The organism is Paraburkholderia sp. BL25I1N1, assembly GCF_003002025.1.
Classification (GTDB): Bacteria; Pseudomonadota; Gammaproteobacteria; order Burkholderiales; family Burkholderiaceae; genus Paraburkholderia.
In genome coordinates, this window is the sequence record NZ_PVZB01000004.1 from 58,425 (window position 1) to 76,538 (window position 18,114).

Here is an 18,114-nt window from a genome sequence, read left to right on the forward strand (position 1 = left end):
GCGGTGCTCAGGCGGGAGTGAATTCGATGGCGCCTTGCGGCAGGAGATACAGCACCAGCGCCTCGCCGTTCGCCACCGTCGGACGATGCGCGGAGCCTGGCCCGTACACGCACCAGCCGGCCGGGTGGGCGTCGAAGGTGGCGCCTTCGTTGAGCGGCATGATCAGGTCGATCTCGCCGTTCGGGTGAACATGATGCGGTCCCGCAATATCCTTCATATCGACGACGTCGACGGAAAAGCCGTGGGTCTCGGGCAGCGCCTTGAAGATGCGACCGTAGCGAATGCCGCCGCCATCGCGGTTGCACAGCCAGCCTTCGGCGACGCCGCTTTTGCACGCCTCTGCAAGCTCGCGGAACGCGTCGCCGCCGGCCGGGTAGGTCTCGTTCAGCCAGTCCGCCAGCTTGCCGTCGAGCGGCCGGCCGGCGAGTTGCTCAGTGACGCCCGCGATCAGGCGCTGGAATTCATGTGGGGACATGCGAGCCTCCAGATCGGCGCCTCCGACCGGCACACGCACGTTAATGCATGCGAGTCGTCGCGCCATCTCCGTGACGCCGCCGAAAATCTCGACAGCGTTTGTTCTTGGATCAATATTTGGCGAAAATTAACCGTTCACTCGGGGTCTGTCAAGCACTATAGTACATGTATCGCAGTTATGAGGCAGCAAAACATGAACCAAAATTACTCTCCGGCACCCCTTGACGACTCAGCCGATGAGGACGCGCCCCGTGCCGAACGGCTGCCGGAGCGCGGCGCCGAGCGTGATCCGTTTCTCACGGCGATGGGCGACCGCGTACGCCTGCTGCGCGCGCGCCGCGGCATGACGCGCAAGACGCTGGCCACGGAAACCGGTCTGTCGGAGCGGCATCTGGCGAATCTGGAATCGGGCGTGGGCAATGCGTCGGTGCTGGTGCTACGGCAGATCGCGGCCACCTTGAACTGCGCGCTGGCCGAGGTGATCGGCGACGAAACCACGGCTTCCGCCGAGTGGCTGCTGATCCGCGAATTGCTCCAGGGACGCGATCAGGCGGCCTTGCAGCGCGCCCGCGTGGCGCTCGCCGAGATGTTCGCGCAGGCGCCGCGCGACCCGCATCGCAAGGACCGGATTGCGTTGATCGGCCTGCGCGGCGCCGGCAAATCGACGCTTGGGCGAATGCTCGCGCAGGAGCGCAAAGTGCCGTTTGTCGAGCTCACACGCGTGATCGAGCAACTGGCCGGCTGTCCGCCTTCGGAGATTCATTCGCTTTACGGCGCGGCCGCTTACCGGCGTTATGAACACCGCGCGCTGGAGGCCGTGATCCAGGAACACCAGCGCGCGGTGATCGCGTCGCCGGGCGGACTCGTGTCGGAGTCGGGCACCTTCAATACGCTGCTGTCGCATTGCTACACGGTGTGGCTGCAGGCCGCGCCGGAAGAGCACATGCGCCGCGTGGTCGCGCAGGGCGACCTGCGGCCGATGTCGGGCAACAAGGAGGCGATGGACGACCTGAAGCGCATTCTGGCGGGGCGCTCCGAGCTGTACGGCCGCGCCGACATGACCTTCGACACCAGCGAAAAAACCTTGGCCGACGCCTACCTGCAACTACGTGACCGTCTCGCCGCAAGACTCGCTGCGGAATCACCCGACGAAGCGCGTGCGAGCTAACTGCGCTGCCGCGTGAGGGTTTACTAGCGAACATGCATTAAAGTGCTTTACATGGGTATGATGATGCACTATTGTTCAAAAACAACAAATTTGCATCGTCCAGTCAGGAGACGCCCCATGTCCACAGCAGAAACCGCCGTCGCGCCGGTCGACTACCGCACCGATCCCTCGCAGTACAAGCACTGGAAGCTGAGCTTCAACGGTCCCGTCGCGACGCTCGGCATCGACATCGCCGAGGACGGCGGCATTCGTGACGGCTACAAGCTGAAGCTGAATTCGTACGACCTCGGCGTCGATATCGAATTGCACGACGCAATACAGCGCATCCGATTCGAGCATCCCGAAGTGAAAACGGTGGTGCTGACCAGCCTGAAAGACCGCGTGTTCTGCTCGGGCGCCAACATTTTCATGTTGGGTCTCTCGACGCATGCGTGGAAGGTCAACTTCTGCAAGTTCACCAACGAGACGCGCAACGGCCTGGAAGATTCGTCGCGCTATTCGGGTCTGAAGTTTCTGGCTGCCGTGAACGGCGCGTGCGCCGGCGGCGGCTATGAACTCGCTCTGGCCTGCGACGAAATCTATCTGGTGGACGACCGCTCGTCGTCGGTGTCACTGCCGGAAGTGCCGTTGCTCGGCGTGTTGCCGGGCACCGGCGGCCTGACGCGCGTCACCGACAAACGCAAGGTGCGGCACGACCGCGCCGACATTTTCTGCACGGTGGTCGAAGGCGTACGCGGCGAGCGAGCGAAAGCATGGCGTCTCGTGGATGAAGTCGTGAAGCCGAACCAGTTCGAGCAGGCGATCCAGGCACGCGCGCTCGAACTCGCCGGGCAAAGCGATCGTCCCGCGGACGCACAAGGCGTTGTGCTCACGCGTATCGAACGCACGGACCGCGAAGACGGCCTCACTTATAAGACGCTCGACGTCACGATCGATCGTGCAAAACGTATCGCGACGTTCACCGCCAAGGCGCCGGCGGGCGAACCGCCCGCGAATATCGATGAGATCGTCGCAGCGGGCGTGAACTGGTGGCCGTTGCAATTCGCCCGCGAACTCGACGACGCGATCCTGTGCATGCGCACCAACGAACTGGCGGTCGGCACGTGGGTCTTCAGAACCGAAGGCGATGCCCGCAATCTGCTCGCCGCGGATGCCTCGCTCATGCAGCACAAGGACCACTGGTTCGTGCGCGAGACCATCGGCCTGTTGCGCCGCACGCTTGCACGTATCGACGTTTCGTCGCGCTCGTTGTTCGCGCTGATCGAGCCGGGTTCGTGCTTTGCCGGCACGTTCGCGGAACTCGCGTTCGCCGCTGACCGCACGTATATGGCGGCGCTGCCGGGCAATGAAGAGGAAGAGCCGGCCATCACCCTTTCGGAAGTCAACTTCGGCCTCTACCCGATGGTTACGCATCAGTCGCGTCTCGGCCGGCGTTTCTACGAAGAAGCCGAGCCGCTCGACGCGGTGCGTTCCCTGATCGGTCAGCCGATCAAGCCGGTCGAAGCCGAGCGTCTCGGCCTCGTGACCGCATCGCCCGACGACATCGACTGGGCCGACGAAATCCGCATCGCGCTCGAAGAGCGCGCCGCGATGTCGCCGGATGCATTGACCGGACTCGAGGCGAATCTGCGCTTCAATGGTCCGGAAACGATGGAGACGCGCATTTTCGGGCGTCTCACCGCGTGGCAGAACTGGATTTTCAACCGGCCGAACGCAGTGGGCGAGAAGGGCGCGCTCAAGGTGTACGGCAAGGGTAGCAAGGCGCAATTCGACGTCTCGCGTGTTTGATACGCATTGGGCACGCATTTGATGCGCGCGTGATGGGCGTCTGAAGACCATCGACGCCAATTGCCCGATACCAGCCTCTCATCGTCACTGCAGTTTCCGAATCAGGAACCGACCATGTCAACGATCAACTACAGCGAAAAGATTCCGAACAACGTCAACCTCGCCGACGACCGGGCACTGCAGCGCGCGCTCGAACAATGGCAGCCGAATTTCCTGGCGTGGTGGGGTGACATGGGCCCGGAAGGCTCGCACGGCTACGACGTATATCTGCGTACCGCGGTCAGCGTCGACGCGGGCGGCTGGGCACATTTCGATCACGTGAAGATGCCGGACTACCGCTGGGGCATTTTTCTCACGCCCGGCGAGCAGGACCGCAAGATTCATTTCGGCGAACACAAGGGCGAAGCGGCCTGGCAGGACGTGCCCGGCGAACATCGCGCGAATCTGCGCCGTATCATCGTGACCCAGGGCGACACCGAACCGGCGTCGGTCGAGCAGCAGCGCCACCTTGGTTTGACGGCGCCCTCCATGTACGACTTGCGCAACCTGTTCCAGGTGAACGTGGAAGAAGGCCGCCACCTGTGGGCGATGGTGTATCTGCTGCATCGCTACTTCGGCCGGGACGGCCGTGAGGAAGCCGAAGCATTGCTCGGCCGCCGTTCTGGCGACGACGACAATCCCCGCATTCTTGGCGCATTCAATGAAAAAACGCCGGACTGGCTCGCGTTTTTCATGTTCACGTACTTTACCGATCGCGACGGCAAGTTTCAGTTGTCGGCGCTTGCCGAGTCTGGCTTCGATCCGCTCGCGCGCACCACCAGGTTCATGCTGACCGAAGAAGCGCATCACATGTTCGTGGGCGAATCGGGTGTATCTCGCGTGATCCAGCGCACTGCCCAGGTCATGAACGAACTGGGCACGGACGATGTCGCGAAGCTTCGCGCGGCCGGCGTGATCGATCTGCCGACCATTCAGCGTTATCTGAACTTCCATTACTCGGTCACGATCGACCTGTTCGGCGCCGATCATTCGTCCAACGCGGCCACGTTCTATAGCTCGGGCCTCAAAGGTCGTTACGAAGAAAACAAGCGCGACGACGATCATCAGTTGAACGGCCAGAGCTACAAATTGCTCGACGTGCAGGACGGAAAACTGGTCGAGCGCGAAGTGCCAATGCTTAACGCGATGAACGAAGTGCTGCGCGACGACTACATCAAGGACTCGGTGGCGGGCGTCGGGCGCTGGAACAAGGTGCTCGAAAAAGCCGGCATCGATTTCCGCATGACGGTGCCGCATAAAGCGTTCAATCGGCAGATCGGCACATTCGCGGGCACGCGCGTGTCGCCCGACGGCCGCGTGGTCAGCGAAACCGAATGGGCCGCCAACGAGACGAAATGGCTCGCCACGCCGGAAGACCGCGCTTACGTCGCGTCGTTGATGGGACGCGTCACGCAAGCCGGCAAGTTCGCCAATTGGATCGCGCCGCCCGCGATGGGCGTGAACCGTCAGCCGGTCGATTTCGAATACGTGCGCTTCAACTGAGCGCGCGAGCGGCGCTTGACGCGCGTGGCGCCAGTGCGCCGCATCTCAAGGTGGAGGAAGTCATGAACGGCCCAGTATCGATCGAAGTTCTCAGGCAGCATCTGATCGATCCGGAAATCTGCATTCGCTGCAATACGTGCGAAGAGACTTGCCCGGTCGATGCGATCACGCACGACGACAACAACTACGTGGTCAAGGCGGATATCTGCAACGGCTGCATGGCGTGTGTGCCGCCGTGTCCGACTGGCGCGATCGACAACTGGCGCACGGTGCTGAAGGCCGACGCATATCCGATCGAAGAACAGTTCACCTGGGACGTCCTGCCGGAACAGAACACGATGGCCGTGCCCGCCGCGGACAAGTCGCCGGGCGCGGGCGGGTCGGGTGATACGCCCGCGGAGGCAGGCGGCATTGAAGTGGATACCGTGCGCGGTTCGGTCGTGCCGCCATGGTCCGCGGCGAAACCGTACGTGAACCTCTACACGCACAAGGAGCCCACTAGCGCGACGGTGGTCGGCAACTACCGGCTCACGGACGGCTCGACCGATAGCGACATTCATCATATTGTGCTGGATTTCGGATCGATGCCGTTTCCAGTGCTGGAAGGCCAGTCAATCGGTATTCTTCCACCCGGCGCGACCGCGGACGGCCGCACGCATCACGCGCGCCAGTATTCGATTGCGAGCCCGCGCGATGGCGAGCGGCCCGGTTACAACAACGTCTCGTTGACAGTCAAACGTGTTTCGCAGCAACACGGCGACTCGTTGGACGGTGTGTGTTCGAACTACCTGTGCGATCTGAAGAAGGGGGACGTGGTCAAGGTGATCGGCCCGTTCGGCGGCACCTTCCTGATGCCGAACCATCCGAACTCGCATCTGCTGATGATCTGCACCGGCACGGGCTCAGCGCCGATGCGTGCGATGACCGAGTATCGCCGCCGGCGTCGGCTGAAGGGCGCTACGGGCAAGTTGATGCTGTTCTTCGGCGCGCGGACCAAGGAAGAGTTGCCGTACTTCGGGCCGCTCACGAATCTGCCGAAGGATTTCATCGATACGAACCTGGCGTTCTCGCGCACGCCGGGTCAACCGAAGCGCTATGTTCAGGACGCCATGCGCGAGCGCGCGGTCGATGTGGCGCAGATGCTCAAGGACGACAACACGCATATCTATGTGTGCGGGTTGAGGGGCATGGAGGATGGTGTGCTGCAGGCGCTCAAGGAGATTGGTGAGCAGCATCAGCTGGATTGGGAAGCGCTGTGGGTGAAGTTGAAGAAGGAGGGGAGGTTGCATCTGGAGACGTATTGACCGGCTGGTGGCCGGTCGAGAATCGGCATGGGCACTGTGTGCCCGTGCCATAAGTCACCAGATGGTTTTAACGTGCGGATAGGCGCGGATCTTTTCGTCTTTCGTGATCAGCGGGACGGCAAACTTGCGCGCCGTCGCGACGATCATGCGGTCGGCGGGATCTTTGTGGAACTCGCCTGGAAGGTCGACCGACTTCGTCGCGATTTCAACATCGACCGGCACAAAGCGTACGGATTCGATCTCGGAAACTTTGGCAAGCCAACTGCTGACATCCATCGACAGCGCGAGCCTTTCTCGTTCCACGAGCATGGCGATCTCCCACGCGGAGATGGCCGAAACGGCGATCTCGCCGTCGGTCAATTCGTGCGCAATAGCCGTTTTTGCTTTCCTGCTCAAAGTCGGATCGCCCGTGGCCCACCAGACCAGCGTGTGGGTGTCCAGAACGATCACTCGGCGGCCTCCCAGTCGTCTTCTCCCACCGGCTTGGTCGGATCGTCGTAATGCAAAACCGTGCCGCGCAACACCTCGAGCGGGCTGCGTTCGACGCCGCGGTAAGGGCGCACTTCTACCGCTGGTTTGCCATGGTCCGTAACAATCATGCTTTCCCCCGTAGATTCCACTTGCCTGAAGTATTCAAGCGCCTTGGCTTTGAACTCCGATTTCGATACCAGATTTCCCGGCATAATTGTACCTATAGTCAGATGTCTATAGTCATAATTATAAGATGGAAATAGAAATATTTATAGCGGTCGATATCGACACATCTATTTATTCGTTGACTCCGCCGAATCCACCTTCCCCGGCGACACCGCCCCACAAGCCCGAAGCACCAACTGCACCACCTCCTCCGTGGTCGCATCGAACGCCTTTTGCGTCAACGCGCGCTTGCCTTTTAGCGCGCGAATCTGCGCATCGAAGTCGGCATAGTGCTGTGTAGTAGCCCAGATCATATACATCAGCGTCTGCGCATTCACCGGCGCGAGCAGCCCGCGCGCGATCCAATCGTCGATCACCTTCACGCGGCTGTCGAGCCACGGCTTCACGCGCCCCGTGAGAATGTCCTCCATATGCTCCGCGCCGTGAATGATCTCGCTCGCCCACACCTTCGAACCAAGCGGGCGGCGCCGCGACAGTTCCATTTTCGCGCGCACGTACCCGCCGATCGCTTCGACCGGGTCGTCGCTGCATTCGAACGTATCCGCCGCGCGATGCCAGTCTTCGAACAGGTCTTCCAGCACGCGTCGATAGAGCGCGAGCTTTGTCGGGAAGTAGTAATGCACGTTGGCTTTTGGTAAGCCCGCGCGCTCCGCGATCATCGCGGTGCTCGTACCGTCGAGTCCGCGCTCGGCGAAAACCGCCTCGGCGCACGCCAGAAGATGCGCTTCGTTCGACTCGCGAATGTGCGCCTTGCGCCGCCGCAAAGGTGCGCGTGTTTCCTCGCTTTCCGTGATGTCTGCCGCCACGTCGTCGTCTCTCATGTTCGCCTTCGGCGGCATGGGTGCCGCGTCGCGCTTCATTCTAGTCGTTTGGCGCGCTGCCCACACGCGCATTCATCGCGCGCGCCGCAGGCATGCTGCGATGCAATGGCACGCTTCTCGCTATGTTTCTCACCGCACGAAAGGTGTTGATTTGGCGAGTTTAATCAGTTACAACCTGTCCAACTGGACAGGATTGGAAGAGCGGCCGATACCCCAGGGTTTGCCCGCTGTATGAGAAGCGAGCGACGGCATCGAATCTGCACCGCCCCCGTGCGGGCACGCCCCAAAACCCGCCGCCGATGCACCAGTTTCATGTCGGTTCACCGAAAGGAGCGAGACGAATGAACGCGGTATCCGAAGCGCTGAAGCACGCTGAACCCACCACGTCGATCAAGGTCGACGGCAAGCGGCTGTGGGACAGCCTGATGACAATGGCAAAGATCGGCGCAACGCCCAAAGGCGGCGTCTGCCGCCTGGCGCTCACCGACCTCGATAAGGAAGGACGCGATCTGATCGTCAGTTGGGCGAAGGAAGCCGGCTGCACGGTCAGTGTGGACCAGATGGGCAATGTGTTCATGCGCCGCGCCGGCCGCAATCCCGCTGCGCTGCCGGTCATGACCGGTTCGCACGCCGACTCGCAGCCGACCGGCGGCCGCTTCGACGGCATCTACGGCGTGCTGGGCGGTCTCGAAGTGATTCGGAGTCTGAACGATCACGGTATCGAGACGGAACATCCGGTGGAAGTGGTGATCTGGACCAACGAGGAAGGCTCGCGTTTCGCGCCCGCGATGGTGGCATCGGGCGTGTTCGCCGGCGTGTTCACGCTCGACTACGGTCTGTCGCGCAAGGATGTGGACGGCAAGACCATCGGCGACGAACTCAAGCGCATTGGTTATGCGGGCGATATTCCATGCGGCGGACGGCCGCTTCACGCGGCGTTCGAACTGCATATCGAACAGGGGCCTATTCTCGAAGCCGAACAGAAAACCATTGGCGTCGTGACCGACGCGCAAGGTCAACGCTGGTACGAAATCACGCTGACGGGACAGGAGGCGCACGCCGGTCCGACGCCGATGCCGCGCCGTCGCGACGCGTTGCTCGGCGCCGCGCGCGTAGTCGATCTGGTCAATCGTATCGGACTCGACAACGCGCCGTTCGGCTGTGCGACGGTCGGCATGATGCAGGTCTATCCGAACTCGCGCAACGTGATTCCGGGGCGTGTGTTCTTCACTGTCGATTTCCGTCATCCGGACGATGCCGTGCTCGCGAAAATGGACGCCGCCTTGCGCAAGGGCGTGGCTGACATCGCGAACGGTATCGGCCTCGAAACCGAACTCGAGCAGATCTTTTACTACGCGCCGGTCGCCTTCGACGAAGCTTGCGTGAAGTCCGTGCGCGCCGCTGCGGAACGCTTCGGTTATCCGCATCGCAACATGGTGTCCGGTGCGGGCCATGATGCCTGCTATCTGTCGCAGGTCGCGCCGACTTCGATGGTGTTCGTGCCGTGCGTGGACGGGATCAGTCACAACGAGATTGAGGACGCCACCTTCGAATGGATCGAGGCCGGCGCCAACGTGTTGCTGCACGCCATGCTGGAACGTGCGTGCGAGCCGGTTTCATGACGCTTTAGCGGTTGCGGTCCTCATTACCCGTTTGACCCGCTTCACCGTAGTGCCCATAAAACATGCCGTCCCGGCTCCGCAGCGTGGCCGGCAGGAGCGGCTACGTCCTCACATCGAAGAAGGAACGAGTATGGCCATCAAGCAAACCGGCGACATTGCCGCTCAGCGGCTCTCGCCCGAGCAGCTCTCATGCGAGTTTTCCGACATCGCGCCCTTGCTCGACGCAAGCGCTGCCGCCGCGGCGGCGAGCCGCTGCCACTACTGTTACGACGCGCCGTGCGTGAACGCCTGCCCGACGCAGATCGACATTCCCAGCTTCATTCGCAAGATCAGCAACGGCAATCTGAAGGGCGCGGCCGTGGATATTCTGTCGGCCAACCCGCTGGGCGGCATGTGCTCGCGCGTCTGCCCGACGGAAATTCTGTGCGAAGGCGCCTGCGTGCGTAACCATCAGGATGCGAAGCCGGTGGCGATCGGCGCGCTGCAACGCCACGCCACGGATTGGGCGATGGCGCGCGGCGAAGTGCTTTTCAAGCGCGCGGCGGAAACCGGACGGCACGTCGCGGTGGTCGGCGCGGGTCCGGCGGGACTTGCTTGTGCGCATCGGCTCGCATTGGCGGGCCATAACGTGACGATCTACGACGCGCACGCAAAAGCCGGCGGCCTGAACGAATATGGCATCGCCGCCTATAAAACCGTCGATGACTTTGCACAGCGTGAAGTGGAGTGGCTGTGCTCGGTGGGCGGCATCGAGATCAAACACGGCGTCGCGCTCGGACGCGATGTCGACCTCGACACGCTGCGCAAGCAGCACGACGCCGTGTTTCTCGCGATCGGCCTGACCGGCGTGCGCGCGCTCGCGATGGACGGCGAAGACCTCGGCGGCGTGATGGATGCGGTGGACTTCATCGAGCAGGTACGCAGCGCGAGCGATCTCGGCACGGTGCCGGTTGGGCGCCGCGTGGTCGTGATCGGCGGCGGCAATACGGCGGTGGACGCTGCCGTGCAAAGCCGCAAGCTCGGCGCGACCTCGGTGACGATGGTGTACCGGCGCGGTGTCGAAGCGATGAGCGCGACCTGGGCCGAACGCGACTTTGCGCAGACCAGCGGCGTCACGCTCATCACGCATGCCACGCCGATGCGTTTGATCGGCGACGGCGGCGTGGTGACCGGTGTCGAATTCGCGCGTACGTCGAAAGATGGTGGCGAGGAGCGCTTCGTGGTCGAAGCCGACATGGTGCTCAAGGCGATCGGTCAAGCGCTGGTGCCGGTCGGCATCGAGCGTGAGTTGCTGACGCTGGACGGCAGCCGTATCGCGGTCGATGCGAATGGCCAGACCTCGCTCGCGAACGTGTGGGCCGGCGGCGATTGCGCGGCCACCGGCGGCATCGACCTCACGGTGCAGGCGGTGCAGGACGGCAAGATCGCCGCTGCCGCGATCGATGCACAGTTCGCTCGTACAGCGGTGAAAGCCGCCTGAAGCGAATCGAGCCAAGCCAAACGAAGCGTCATACCAGACAAAAAACAGCAGTCCCCAAGGAGCCGAACATGGCCGATCTGCGCTGTACGATTGCCGGCATTACTTCGCCGAATCCTTTCTGGCTCGCCTCCGCGCCGCCGACCGACAAAGCCTATAACGTGAACCGCGCTTTCGAAGCGGGCTGGGGCGGCGTGGTGTGGAAGACGCTCGGTCTCGACCCGCATGTGGTGAACGTCAGCTCGCGCTATGGCGCGGTGCAATGGAACGGCCAGCGCATGGCGGGCCTGAACAACATCGAACTGATTACCGACCGTCCGCTCGACGTCAATCTGAAGGAAATCGCGCAAGTCAAACGCGACTGGCCGGACCGCGCGATGATCGTCTCGCTGATGGTGCCGTGCAACGAGCGCGACTGGAAGTGGATTCTGCCGCTCGTCGAAGACACGGGCGCGGACGCGGTCGAACTGAATTTCGGCTGCCCGCACGGCATGAGCGAGCGCGGCATGGGCGCGGCGGTCGGCCAGGTGCCCGAGTATGTCGAGATGGTCACGCGCTGGGTCAAGGAAGGCACCAGGCTGCCGTGCCTCGTCAAGCTCACGCCGAACATCAGCGACATTCGAACGGGTTCGCGCGCGGCCTACAAGGGCGGCGCGGATGGCGTGTCGCTGATCAACACGATCAACTCCATCGTCGCGGTCGATCTGGACGCGATGTCGCCGTTGCCGATGGTTGATGGCAAGGGCACGCACGGCGGCTACTGCGGCCCGGCCGTGAAGCCGATCGCGTTGAACATGGTCGCCGAAATCGCGCGCGATGTGGAAACGCCGAATCTGCCGATCTCCGGCATCGGCGGGATTTCGACATGGCGCGACGCCGCGGAATTCATGGTGCTCGGCGCGGGCAGCGTGCAGGTCTGCACGGCGGCCATGCACTATGGATTCCGTATCGTTTCCGACCTGACCGACGGCCTCTCCAACTGGATGGACGAAAAAGGCTACGCGACACTCGACGATATTCGCGGCCGCGCCGTCCAGAACGTCACCGACTGGAAGTACCTGAACCTCAAATACGATATCAAGGCGCGCATCGACCAGGACAAGTGCATCCAGTGCGGCTTGTGTCATATCGCCTGCGAAGACACGGCTCACCAGGCGATCATGAAAGAAAAAGATGGCGTCCGGCATTTTGAAGTGATGGACTCCGAATGTGTGGGCTGCAATCTGTGCATGCATGTGTGTCCGGTCGAACAGTGCATCTCGATGGAACGCGTGGACAACGGCGAGTATGCGAACTGGACCACGCATTCGAACAATCCGGCGCGCGTGGACGCTGGGCTGAGCGCATCGGCGGACGCGGCTGAAACCGGCGAACCGGCGCACGCGGCAAAAGCCGCCTGAAAACAGAGCGTGGTTGAAGGGAACTGAAACAAACGCAGCGCTAGTACTGAACCTGTCATTCCCCAAAAGGCTCGACGCGCCGATAGAAGCCGCGCGGGTCTCAACGATCGAATGGAGAGCTCTAGATGAAGCAGACAGCGCAACCCGCCGACCCGCAGTTCGCGGCCGGCGTGCAGGGCAGCAGTCTTTACAACGACGACCTTGCGCCGACCGGCGTCGCGCAGCGCACGTGGAAGTGGTATCACTTCGCCGCGCTGTGGGTGGGCATGGTGATGAACATCGCGTCGTACATGCTCGCCGCCGGTTTGACGGAAGAGGGCATGTCGCCGTGGCAAGCGGTGGCGACCGTGCTGCTCGGCAACCTGATCGTGCTGGTGCCGATGCTCTTGATCGGCCACGCCGGCGCGAAGCACGGCATTCCGTACGCGGTGCTGGTGCGCTCCTCGTTCGGCACGCAGGGCGCCAAGCTGCCGGCAATGCTGCGCGCCATTGTGGCATGCGGCTGGTACGGGATTCAGACGTGGCTCGGCGGCAGCGCGATTTATACGCTGCTGAACATTCTCACCGGCAACGCGCTGCACGGCGCGGCGTTACCGTTTCTCGACATCTCGCTCGCGCAACTGGCGTGCTTCCTGGTGTTCTGGGCGCTGCAGATCTACTTCATCGTGCACGGCACGGATTCGATCCGCTGGCTCGAAAGCTGGTCCGCGCCGATCAAGATCGTGATGTGCATTGCACTGGTGTGGTGGGCGACATCGAAAGCGGGCGGTCTCGGCTCGATGCTGTCGGCGCCGTCGCAATTCGTGCCGGGCGGCAAGAAAGAAGGCCTGTTCTGGGCCACGTTCTGGCCCGGCCTCACGGCCATGGTCGGCTTCTGGGCCACGCTCGCGCTCAATATCCCCGACTTCACGCGCTTTGCCAGAACGCAGCGCGATCAGATCATCGGCCAGTCGGTCGGCTTGCCGGTGCCGATGGCCTTGCTCTCGGTGATCTCGGTGGTTGTTACGTCGGCGACGGTGGTGATCTACGGCAAGGCGATCTGGGATCCGATCGATCTGACGAGCCGCATGACCGGCATCGGCGTGGGTGTCGCGCTGATCATCCTGACGCTCGACACTATGTGCTGCAATCTCGCCGCGAATCTTGTCGGCCCGGCTTATGATTTTTCGAGCCTGTGGCCCAAGGGCATTTCGTATCGCGTGGGCGGCATGATCACCGCGACCATCGCGATCGTCATGATGCCTTGGAAGATTCTCGCCACCACGCAGGGTTATATTTTTACGTGGCTGGTCGGCTACTCCGCGTTGCTCGGTCCCGTAGCGGGCATTCTGATGGTCGACTATTTCCTGATCCGCGGTACACGGCTCGACACGCGTGAACTGTTCGACGAACACGGCGAATACAGCTACACCGGCGGCTGGAATATCGGCGCGGTGGTCGCGCTCGTGATCGGCGTGCTGCCGAATCTGCCGGGCTTCTTGCATACCGCGTTTCCGGCCTCGTTCCCGAACGTGCCGGCGATCTTCAATACGCTCTATACGTACGCGTGGTTTGTCGGACTCGCGTTGGCGTCGATCGTATATAGCGCGTGGATGAAGCTGAGCAAAGGACCGAGTGCGCGCGTGGCGAGCGCATAAAGCGGACCCACGAGTACAGCGAATGACGTAGCACCGAAACCAGCAGTTCATAAGGAGGCGGCAACATGACGACCCTGATTCGCGGCGGCACGATTATCGACGCGGAGAACACGTATCGTGCGGACGTGTTGTGTGCGGACCCGCAGGACGGCGGCACGATCCTGCAGATCGGAGCGGACCTGGAGGCGCCCGCCGGCGCCGCGATCGTCGATGCGGGCGGTCAATACGTGATGCCCGGCGGTATCGATCCGCACACGCATATGGAATTGCCGTTCATGGGCACCACGGCGAGCGACGACTTCTACACGGGCACGGCGGCGGGTTTATCGGGCGGCACCACGAGCATCATCGACTTCGTGATTCCAAGCCCCAAGCAGCCGCTGATGGACGCGTTCAAGGAGTGGCGCGGCTGGGCCGAGAAGGCGTCGGCGGACTACGGCTTTCACGTCGCGGTGACATGGTGGGACGATTCGGTCTATCGCGACATGGGTACGCTGGTGCATGAACACGGCGTGTCGAGTTTCAAGCACTTCATGGCCTACAAAAACGCCATCATGGCCGACGACGAAGTGCTGGTGAACAGCTTCTCGCGCTCGCTCGAACTCGGCGCGCTGCCGACTGTGCATGCGGAAAACGGCGAGCTGGTGTTTCAATTGCAGCGTCAGTTGCTGGCGAAAGGCTTTACCGGTCCGGAGGCGCATCCGCTGTCGCGGCCGCCCGAAGTGGAGGGCGAGGCCGCCAATCGCGCGATCCGGATCGCGCAGGTGCTGGGCGTGCCGGTGTATATCGTGCACGTGTCCTCGAAAGACGCGGTCGATGCGATCGCCCGCGCCCGCAGCGAAGGTCTGCGCGTGTTCGGCGAGGTATTGCCGGGCCATCTGGTGATCGACGAAGCGGTGTATCGCGATCCCGACTGGACCCGCGCGGCGGCCCACGTGATGAGCCCGCCGTTCCGCTCGGCCGAGCATCGCGAGGCATTGTGGCGGGGTTTGCAAGCCGGCCAGCTGCACACCACGGCAACCGATCACTGCGTGTTCTGCGCGTCGCAGAAAGCCATGGGCCGCGACGACTTCACGAAGATCCCGAATGGCTGCGGCGGTGTGGAAGACCGCATGGCGGTGCTCTGGCATCACGGCGTGAACTCGGGGCGTCTCACGCCGAACGAGTTCGTGCGCATTACGTCGACCAATGCCGCGCAGATCTTCAACCTGTATCCGCGCAAAGGCGCGGTGCGGGTCGGTGCGGATGCCGACCTCGTGGTGTGGGACCCGAACGCGAGCAAAACGATTTCGGTGAAAACGCATCATCAGAAGGTCGACTTCAACGTGTTCGAAGGCATGACGGTGCAAGGCGTGGCGATGCACACGCTCACTCGCGGCGCGCTCGCCTGGACCAACGGCGAGTTGCGGGCGGAGCGCGGCGCCGGCCGCTATCTGAAACGTCCGCCGAACGGTGCCTACTTCGACGCGATCCGCGTCGCCAACAAGCGCAAGGAACCGCATCCGGTGGAGCGGTAAGCTATTCGCAATCCGCCAATGGGCGGCGCCGCATTCAAACGCGGCGCCGCTCTTTTTTATGCCGCGCATTCGCCGCGGCAGCACCGCTCTCGCGTTTTCCCCGATGGCGCGCGACATAGGTTCCGTGTTGCGATGCAACCCGCGTCTGTCCTATCTGCTGTAGAGTTGGAATCCGCGTCATACCAGAGGCCTTGGCTGTTCGCTTAGCACGCAAGCGCATATCGATCGAAAACCTGATCCTTTGTAAAAACGCAGGCCGTTTGCTACAGTCCGCCCACTCTGCAAGGCGCACGCGCCGGCGGGGACTGTCCAACACAAGACTCAGCCACCCACGTGGCACATTTGACGGAGCCGCCTGATGAAATCGATTCGTTCCATTCTGCTGATCGCGTTGTTCCAGGCCGTGGCCGTGAATTCCGCATTCGCCGCCGACGAACTCGCGCAGATCAAATCCGCCGGCGTGTTCAAGATCGGCACCGAAGGCACCTATGCGCCGTTCACGTACCACGACGAATCGGGCAAGCTGACCGGTTTCGACGTCGAGATCGGCACCGAGATCGCGAAGCGTCTCGGCGTCAAGCCGCAATTCGTCGAAGGCAAATGGGACGGTCTGATTGCCGGCCTCGATGTGAACCGTTACGACGCGGTGATCAACGAAGTGGCCGTGACCGATGCGCGCAAGGCCAAATACGATTTCTCCGATCCGTACATCACGTCGCACGCGGCGCTGATCGTGGCGTCGAACAACACCACGATCAAGAACTTCGACGACCTGAAGGGTAAGAAGTCGGCCAATACGCTGACCAGCAACTTCGGCAAGATCGCGGCCGCGCACGGCGCGGAAGTGATCCCCGTGCAGGGCTTCAATGAGTCGATCGATCTGCTGACCTCGGGCCGCGTCGATGCCACCGTCAACGACTCGCTGTCGTTCCTCGACTTCAAGAAGCACAAGCCGGATGCGAAAGTGAAGATCGCCGCGCTCGATACCTCGCCCGACAGCAGCGACAAGTCCGCAGTGCTGATTCGCAAAGGCAGCCCGGAATTGCAGGCGGCGATCAACAAGGCGCTCGCCGACATGAAGAAAGACGGCACCTACGCGAAGATCTCGCAGAAGTATTTCGGCAAAGACGTCTCCCAGTAAACGCCTTCCGCGAGTCTGAATCATGCCGGCATGGTTGCATCTGATGGCGCAGTCGCTGTGGCCCCTGCTGTATGCGGGGCTCGTGTTTACCGTGCCGCTCACGCTGATCTCGTTCGCGATCGGGCTCGCGCTGGCGTTTCTCGTCGCGCTGGTCCGCTTGTTCGGACCGAAGTGGGCGGTGGCGGTCGTGCGCTTCTATGTATGGTTGTTTCGCGGCTCGCCGTTGCTCGTGCAACTGTTCGTGATCTTCTACGGCTTGCCGAACGTAGGCATCGTGCTCGATCCGTTGACGGCGGCGATCATCGGCTTTTCGCTGAATGTCGGCGCGTACAACTCCGAAGTGATACGCGGCGTGATCGAGTCGATCCCTAAAGGGCAATGGGAAGCGGCGTATTCGATGGGGATGACGCGCGAGCAGGCCTTGCGTCGCGCGATCCTGCCGCAAGCTGCGCGCGTTGCGTTGCCGCCATTGTCCAATTCGTTTATCGCGCTGGTGAAGGACACTTCGCTCGCAGCGGTGCTGACCGTGCCCGAGGTGTTTCAGGCGGCGCAACGTATCGCATCGGTGACTTATGAGCCGTTGATTCTGTACACGGAAGCCGCGCTGGTTTATCTGGTGTTCAGTTCCGTGTTGTCGTCGGCGCAAGTCAGGCTCGAGCGCAAGTTCGGGCGCCACGCACTTTTCCAGGCAGGCAACTGATGATCCGGCTGGAAAAAATCGACAAGTATTTCGGCGGCCTGCGGGTGCTCAACTCGGTCGATCTTCAACTCGCCTCGGGTAATGTCACCGCGTTGATCGGTCCATCGGGCAGCGGCAAGAGCACGCTGTTGCGTTGCGTGAATCTGCTCGAGATTCCAGAGTCCGGGGCTCTCGAACTCGGCGACCAGCGGCTGGAATTCAGCCGCGACCAGCGGCCTTCTCGCGAAGCGGTGCTGACGATTCGCCGCCGCACCGGCATGGTGTTCCAGAACTTTCAGCTGTTTCCGCATCTGACGGTGCGGCAGAACGTGATGGAAGGCTTGGTGACCGTGCTGAAGTGGGACAAGGACAAAGCACGCGCTCGCGCGGACGAGTTGCTGGAAAAGGTCGGCATCGCGCAGAAGGCGGACGCATGGCCTTCCACGCTGTCGGGCGGTCAGCAGCAGCGGGTGGCGATTGCGCGGGCGTTGGCGCCGTCGCCGGAAGTGCTGTTATGCGACGAGCCGACCTCGGCGCTCGATCCTGGGCTCGCCGCGGAAGTGGTGGAAGTGCTCAAGCAGCTCGCCGTTGAAGGCATGACCATGCTGATGGCCACGCACGACTTGCGGCTCGCCGCGACGATCGCGCGGGACGTGGTGTTTCTGAATAACGGCGTGGTGGTGGAGGCCGGGCCGTCGCGCGAGATTTTCATGCAGCCGCGCGCGCCGGAAACGGAGCGTTTCGTCTCGACGTTGACGCATAGTTTGCCGGATGAATGGACTGAACCGGGCGGAGCCGGACGGCGGTAATGCGGCAGGGTAGGCATGCGGCAGGCCGCAAGCCGCAGCGGCATGACTGCGATGCGCCAGCACGGCGACGCACCAAGA

The 18,114-nt window shown here is 62.4% G+C and carries 16 protein-coding genes; 12 read left to right on the forward strand and 4 right to left on the reverse strand.

The genetic code is table 11. From position 1 onward, the window contains the following. Positions 1–7: 7 nt before the first annotated feature. Positions 8–475 (reverse strand): DUF4863 family protein, encoded by a 468-nt coding sequence (locus tag B0G73_RS07060; protein ID WP_106279742.1) that lies wholly within the window; start codon positions 473–475, stop codon positions 8–10. 192 nt (positions 476–667) lie between these two features. Between B0G73_RS07060 and B0G73_RS07065 the strand changes: the two genes are divergently transcribed. From B0G73_RS07065 to boxA, 4 genes are all read left to right on the forward strand, one after another. Next, the gene (locus B0G73_RS07065; RefSeq protein WP_106279276.1) at positions 668–1,642 is read left to right on the forward strand and encodes a helix-turn-helix transcriptional regulator; all 975 of its coding nucleotides are present in this window, start codon (positions 668–670) and stop codon (positions 1,640–1,642) included. A 117-nt stretch (positions 1,643–1,759) separates the two neighbouring features. Continuing rightward, positions 1,760–3,430 (forward strand): 2,3-epoxybenzoyl-CoA dihydrolase, encoded by a 1,671-nt coding sequence (gene boxC / locus B0G73_RS07070; protein WP_106279278.1) that lies wholly within the window; start codon positions 1,760–1,762, stop codon positions 3,428–3,430. A gap of 114 nt (positions 3,431–3,544) precedes the next feature. Then, positions 3,545–4,972, forward strand: a complete 1,428-nt coding sequence (gene boxB / locus B0G73_RS07075; protein ID WP_106279280.1) for a benzoyl-CoA 2,3-epoxidase subunit BoxB — start codon at positions 3,545–3,547, stop codon at positions 4,970–4,972. A gap of 62 nt (positions 4,973–5,034) precedes the next feature. After that, positions 5,035–6,276 (forward strand): benzoyl-CoA 2,3-epoxidase subunit BoxA, encoded by a 1,242-nt coding sequence (boxA, locus tag B0G73_RS07080; protein WP_106279282.1) that lies wholly within the window; start codon positions 5,035–5,037, stop codon positions 6,274–6,276. A 54-nt stretch (positions 6,277–6,330) separates the two neighbouring features. On the opposite strand, the gene B0G73_RS07085 is transcribed toward boxA, so the two are convergent. The 3 genes from B0G73_RS07085 to B0G73_RS07095 all read right to left on the reverse strand — a co-directional run bounded on the left by B0G73_RS07085 (position 6,331) and on the right by B0G73_RS07095 (position 7,793). Continuing rightward, positions 6,331–6,726 (reverse strand): type II toxin-antitoxin system VapC family toxin, encoded by a 396-nt coding sequence (locus tag B0G73_RS07085; RefSeq protein ID WP_106279284.1) that lies wholly within the window; start codon positions 6,724–6,726, stop codon positions 6,331–6,333. Next, the gene (locus tag B0G73_RS07090; protein ID WP_106279286.1) at positions 6,723–6,959 is read right to left on the reverse strand and encodes a type II toxin-antitoxin system Phd/YefM family antitoxin; all 237 of its coding nucleotides are present in this window, start codon (positions 6,957–6,959) and stop codon (positions 6,723–6,725) included. Before B0G73_RS07090 ends, B0G73_RS07085 begins: the two co-directional genes overlap by 4 nt. 81 nt (positions 6,960–7,040) lie before the next feature. Next, positions 7,041–7,793 carry a TetR/AcrR family transcriptional regulator gene (locus B0G73_RS07095; protein ID WP_181196505.1) on the reverse strand — a complete coding sequence of 251 codons (753 nt, stop codon included), beginning with the start codon at positions 7,791–7,793 and terminating at the stop codon, positions 7,041–7,043. Between the two features lie 302 nt (positions 7,794–8,095). Between B0G73_RS07095 and B0G73_RS07100 the strand changes: the two genes are divergently transcribed. The 8 genes from B0G73_RS07100 to B0G73_RS07135 all read left to right on the forward strand — a co-directional run bounded on the left by B0G73_RS07100 (position 8,096) and on the right by B0G73_RS07135 (position 18,036). Further along, positions 8,096–9,376: a Zn-dependent hydrolase gene (locus B0G73_RS07100; protein WP_106279288.1), complete on the forward strand. Its 1,281-nt coding sequence runs from the start codon at positions 8,096–8,098 to the stop codon at positions 9,374–9,376. Positions 9,377–9,506: 130 nt separating this feature from the next. Continuing rightward, a complete protein-coding gene (locus B0G73_RS07105) occupies positions 9,507–10,856 on the forward strand; it encodes an NAD(P)-dependent oxidoreductase (RefSeq protein WP_106279290.1) in 1,350 nt (449 codons plus the stop codon). A gap of 68 nt (positions 10,857–10,924) precedes the next feature. Further along, positions 10,925–12,253: an NAD-dependent dihydropyrimidine dehydrogenase subunit PreA gene (preA, locus tag B0G73_RS07110; protein WP_106279292.1), complete on the forward strand. Its 1,329-nt coding sequence runs from the start codon at positions 10,925–10,927 to the stop codon at positions 12,251–12,253. A gap of 125 nt (positions 12,254–12,378) precedes the next feature. Then, the gene (locus B0G73_RS07115) at positions 12,379–13,890 is read left to right on the forward strand and encodes an NCS1 family nucleobase:cation symporter-1 (RefSeq protein ID WP_106279294.1); all 1,512 of its coding nucleotides are present in this window, start codon (positions 12,379–12,381) and stop codon (positions 13,888–13,890) included. 65 nt (positions 13,891–13,955) lie between these two features. After that, on the forward strand, positions 13,956–15,407 hold the full coding sequence (hydA, locus tag B0G73_RS07120) for a dihydropyrimidinase (RefSeq protein WP_106279295.1): 1,452 nt from the start codon (positions 13,956–13,958) through the stop codon (positions 15,405–15,407). Between the two features lie 358 nt (positions 15,408–15,765). Beyond that, complete coding sequence (locus tag B0G73_RS07125) at positions 15,766–16,548, forward strand: amino acid ABC transporter substrate-binding protein (RefSeq protein ID WP_106279297.1); 783 nt, start codon at positions 15,766–15,768, stop codon at positions 16,546–16,548. 22 nt (positions 16,549–16,570) lie between these two features. Further along, complete coding sequence (locus B0G73_RS07130; protein ID WP_106279299.1) at positions 16,571–17,248, forward strand: amino acid ABC transporter permease; 678 nt, start codon at positions 16,571–16,573, stop codon at positions 17,246–17,248. Beyond that, complete coding sequence (locus B0G73_RS07135; protein ID WP_106279301.1) at positions 17,248–18,036, forward strand: amino acid ABC transporter ATP-binding protein; 789 nt, start codon at positions 17,248–17,250, stop codon at positions 18,034–18,036. Before B0G73_RS07130 ends, B0G73_RS07135 begins: the two co-directional genes overlap by 1 nt. The last annotated feature ends 78 nt before the right edge of the window (positions 18,037–18,114 follow it).

Bases quoted from the DNA above. Each gene is read 5' to 3' on its own strand.
- B0G73_RS07095 (WP_181196505.1), bottom strand. From the start codon at position 7,793: ATGAAGCGCGACGCGGCACCCATGCCGCCGAAGGCGAACATGAGAGAC.
- B0G73_RS07105 (WP_106279290.1), top strand. From the start codon at position 9,507: ATGGCCATCAAGCAAACCGGCGACATTGCCGCTCAGCGGCTCTCGCCC.
- B0G73_RS07115 (WP_106279294.1), top strand. From the start codon at position 12,379: ATGAAGCAGACAGCGCAACCCGCCGACCCGCAGTTCGCGGCCGGCGTG.
- boxA (WP_106279282.1), top strand. From the start codon at position 5,035: ATGAACGGCCCAGTATCGATCGAAGTTCTCAGGCAGCATCTGATCGAT.
- B0G73_RS07090 (WP_106279286.1), bottom strand. From the start codon at position 6,959: ATGCCGGGAAATCTGGTATCGAAATCGGAGTTCAAAGCCAAGGCGCTT.
- B0G73_RS07065 (WP_106279276.1), top strand. From the start codon at position 668: ATGAACCAAAATTACTCTCCGGCACCCCTTGACGACTCAGCCGATGAG.
- B0G73_RS07125 (WP_106279297.1), top strand. From the start codon at position 15,766: ATGAAATCGATTCGTTCCATTCTGCTGATCGCGTTGTTCCAGGCCGTG.
- B0G73_RS07100 (WP_106279288.1), top strand. From the start codon at position 8,096: ATGAACGCGGTATCCGAAGCGCTGAAGCACGCTGAACCCACCACGTCG.
- B0G73_RS07135 (WP_106279301.1), top strand. From the start codon at position 17,248: ATGATCCGGCTGGAAAAAATCGACAAGTATTTCGGCGGCCTGCGGGTG.
- preA (WP_106279292.1), top strand. From the start codon at position 10,925: ATGGCCGATCTGCGCTGTACGATTGCCGGCATTACTTCGCCGAATCCT.
- B0G73_RS07060 (WP_106279742.1), bottom strand. From the start codon at position 475: ATGTCCCCACATGAATTCCAGCGCCTGATCGCGGGCGTCACTGAGCAA.
- hydA (WP_106279295.1), top strand. From the start codon at position 13,956: ATGACGACCCTGATTCGCGGCGGCACGATTATCGACGCGGAGAACACG.
- boxC (WP_106279278.1), top strand. From the start codon at position 1,760: ATGTCCACAGCAGAAACCGCCGTCGCGCCGGTCGACTACCGCACCGAT.
- B0G73_RS07130 (WP_106279299.1), top strand. From the start codon at position 16,571: ATGCCGGCATGGTTGCATCTGATGGCGCAGTCGCTGTGGCCCCTGCTG.
- boxB (WP_106279280.1), top strand. From the start codon at position 3,545: ATGTCAACGATCAACTACAGCGAAAAGATTCCGAACAACGTCAACCTC.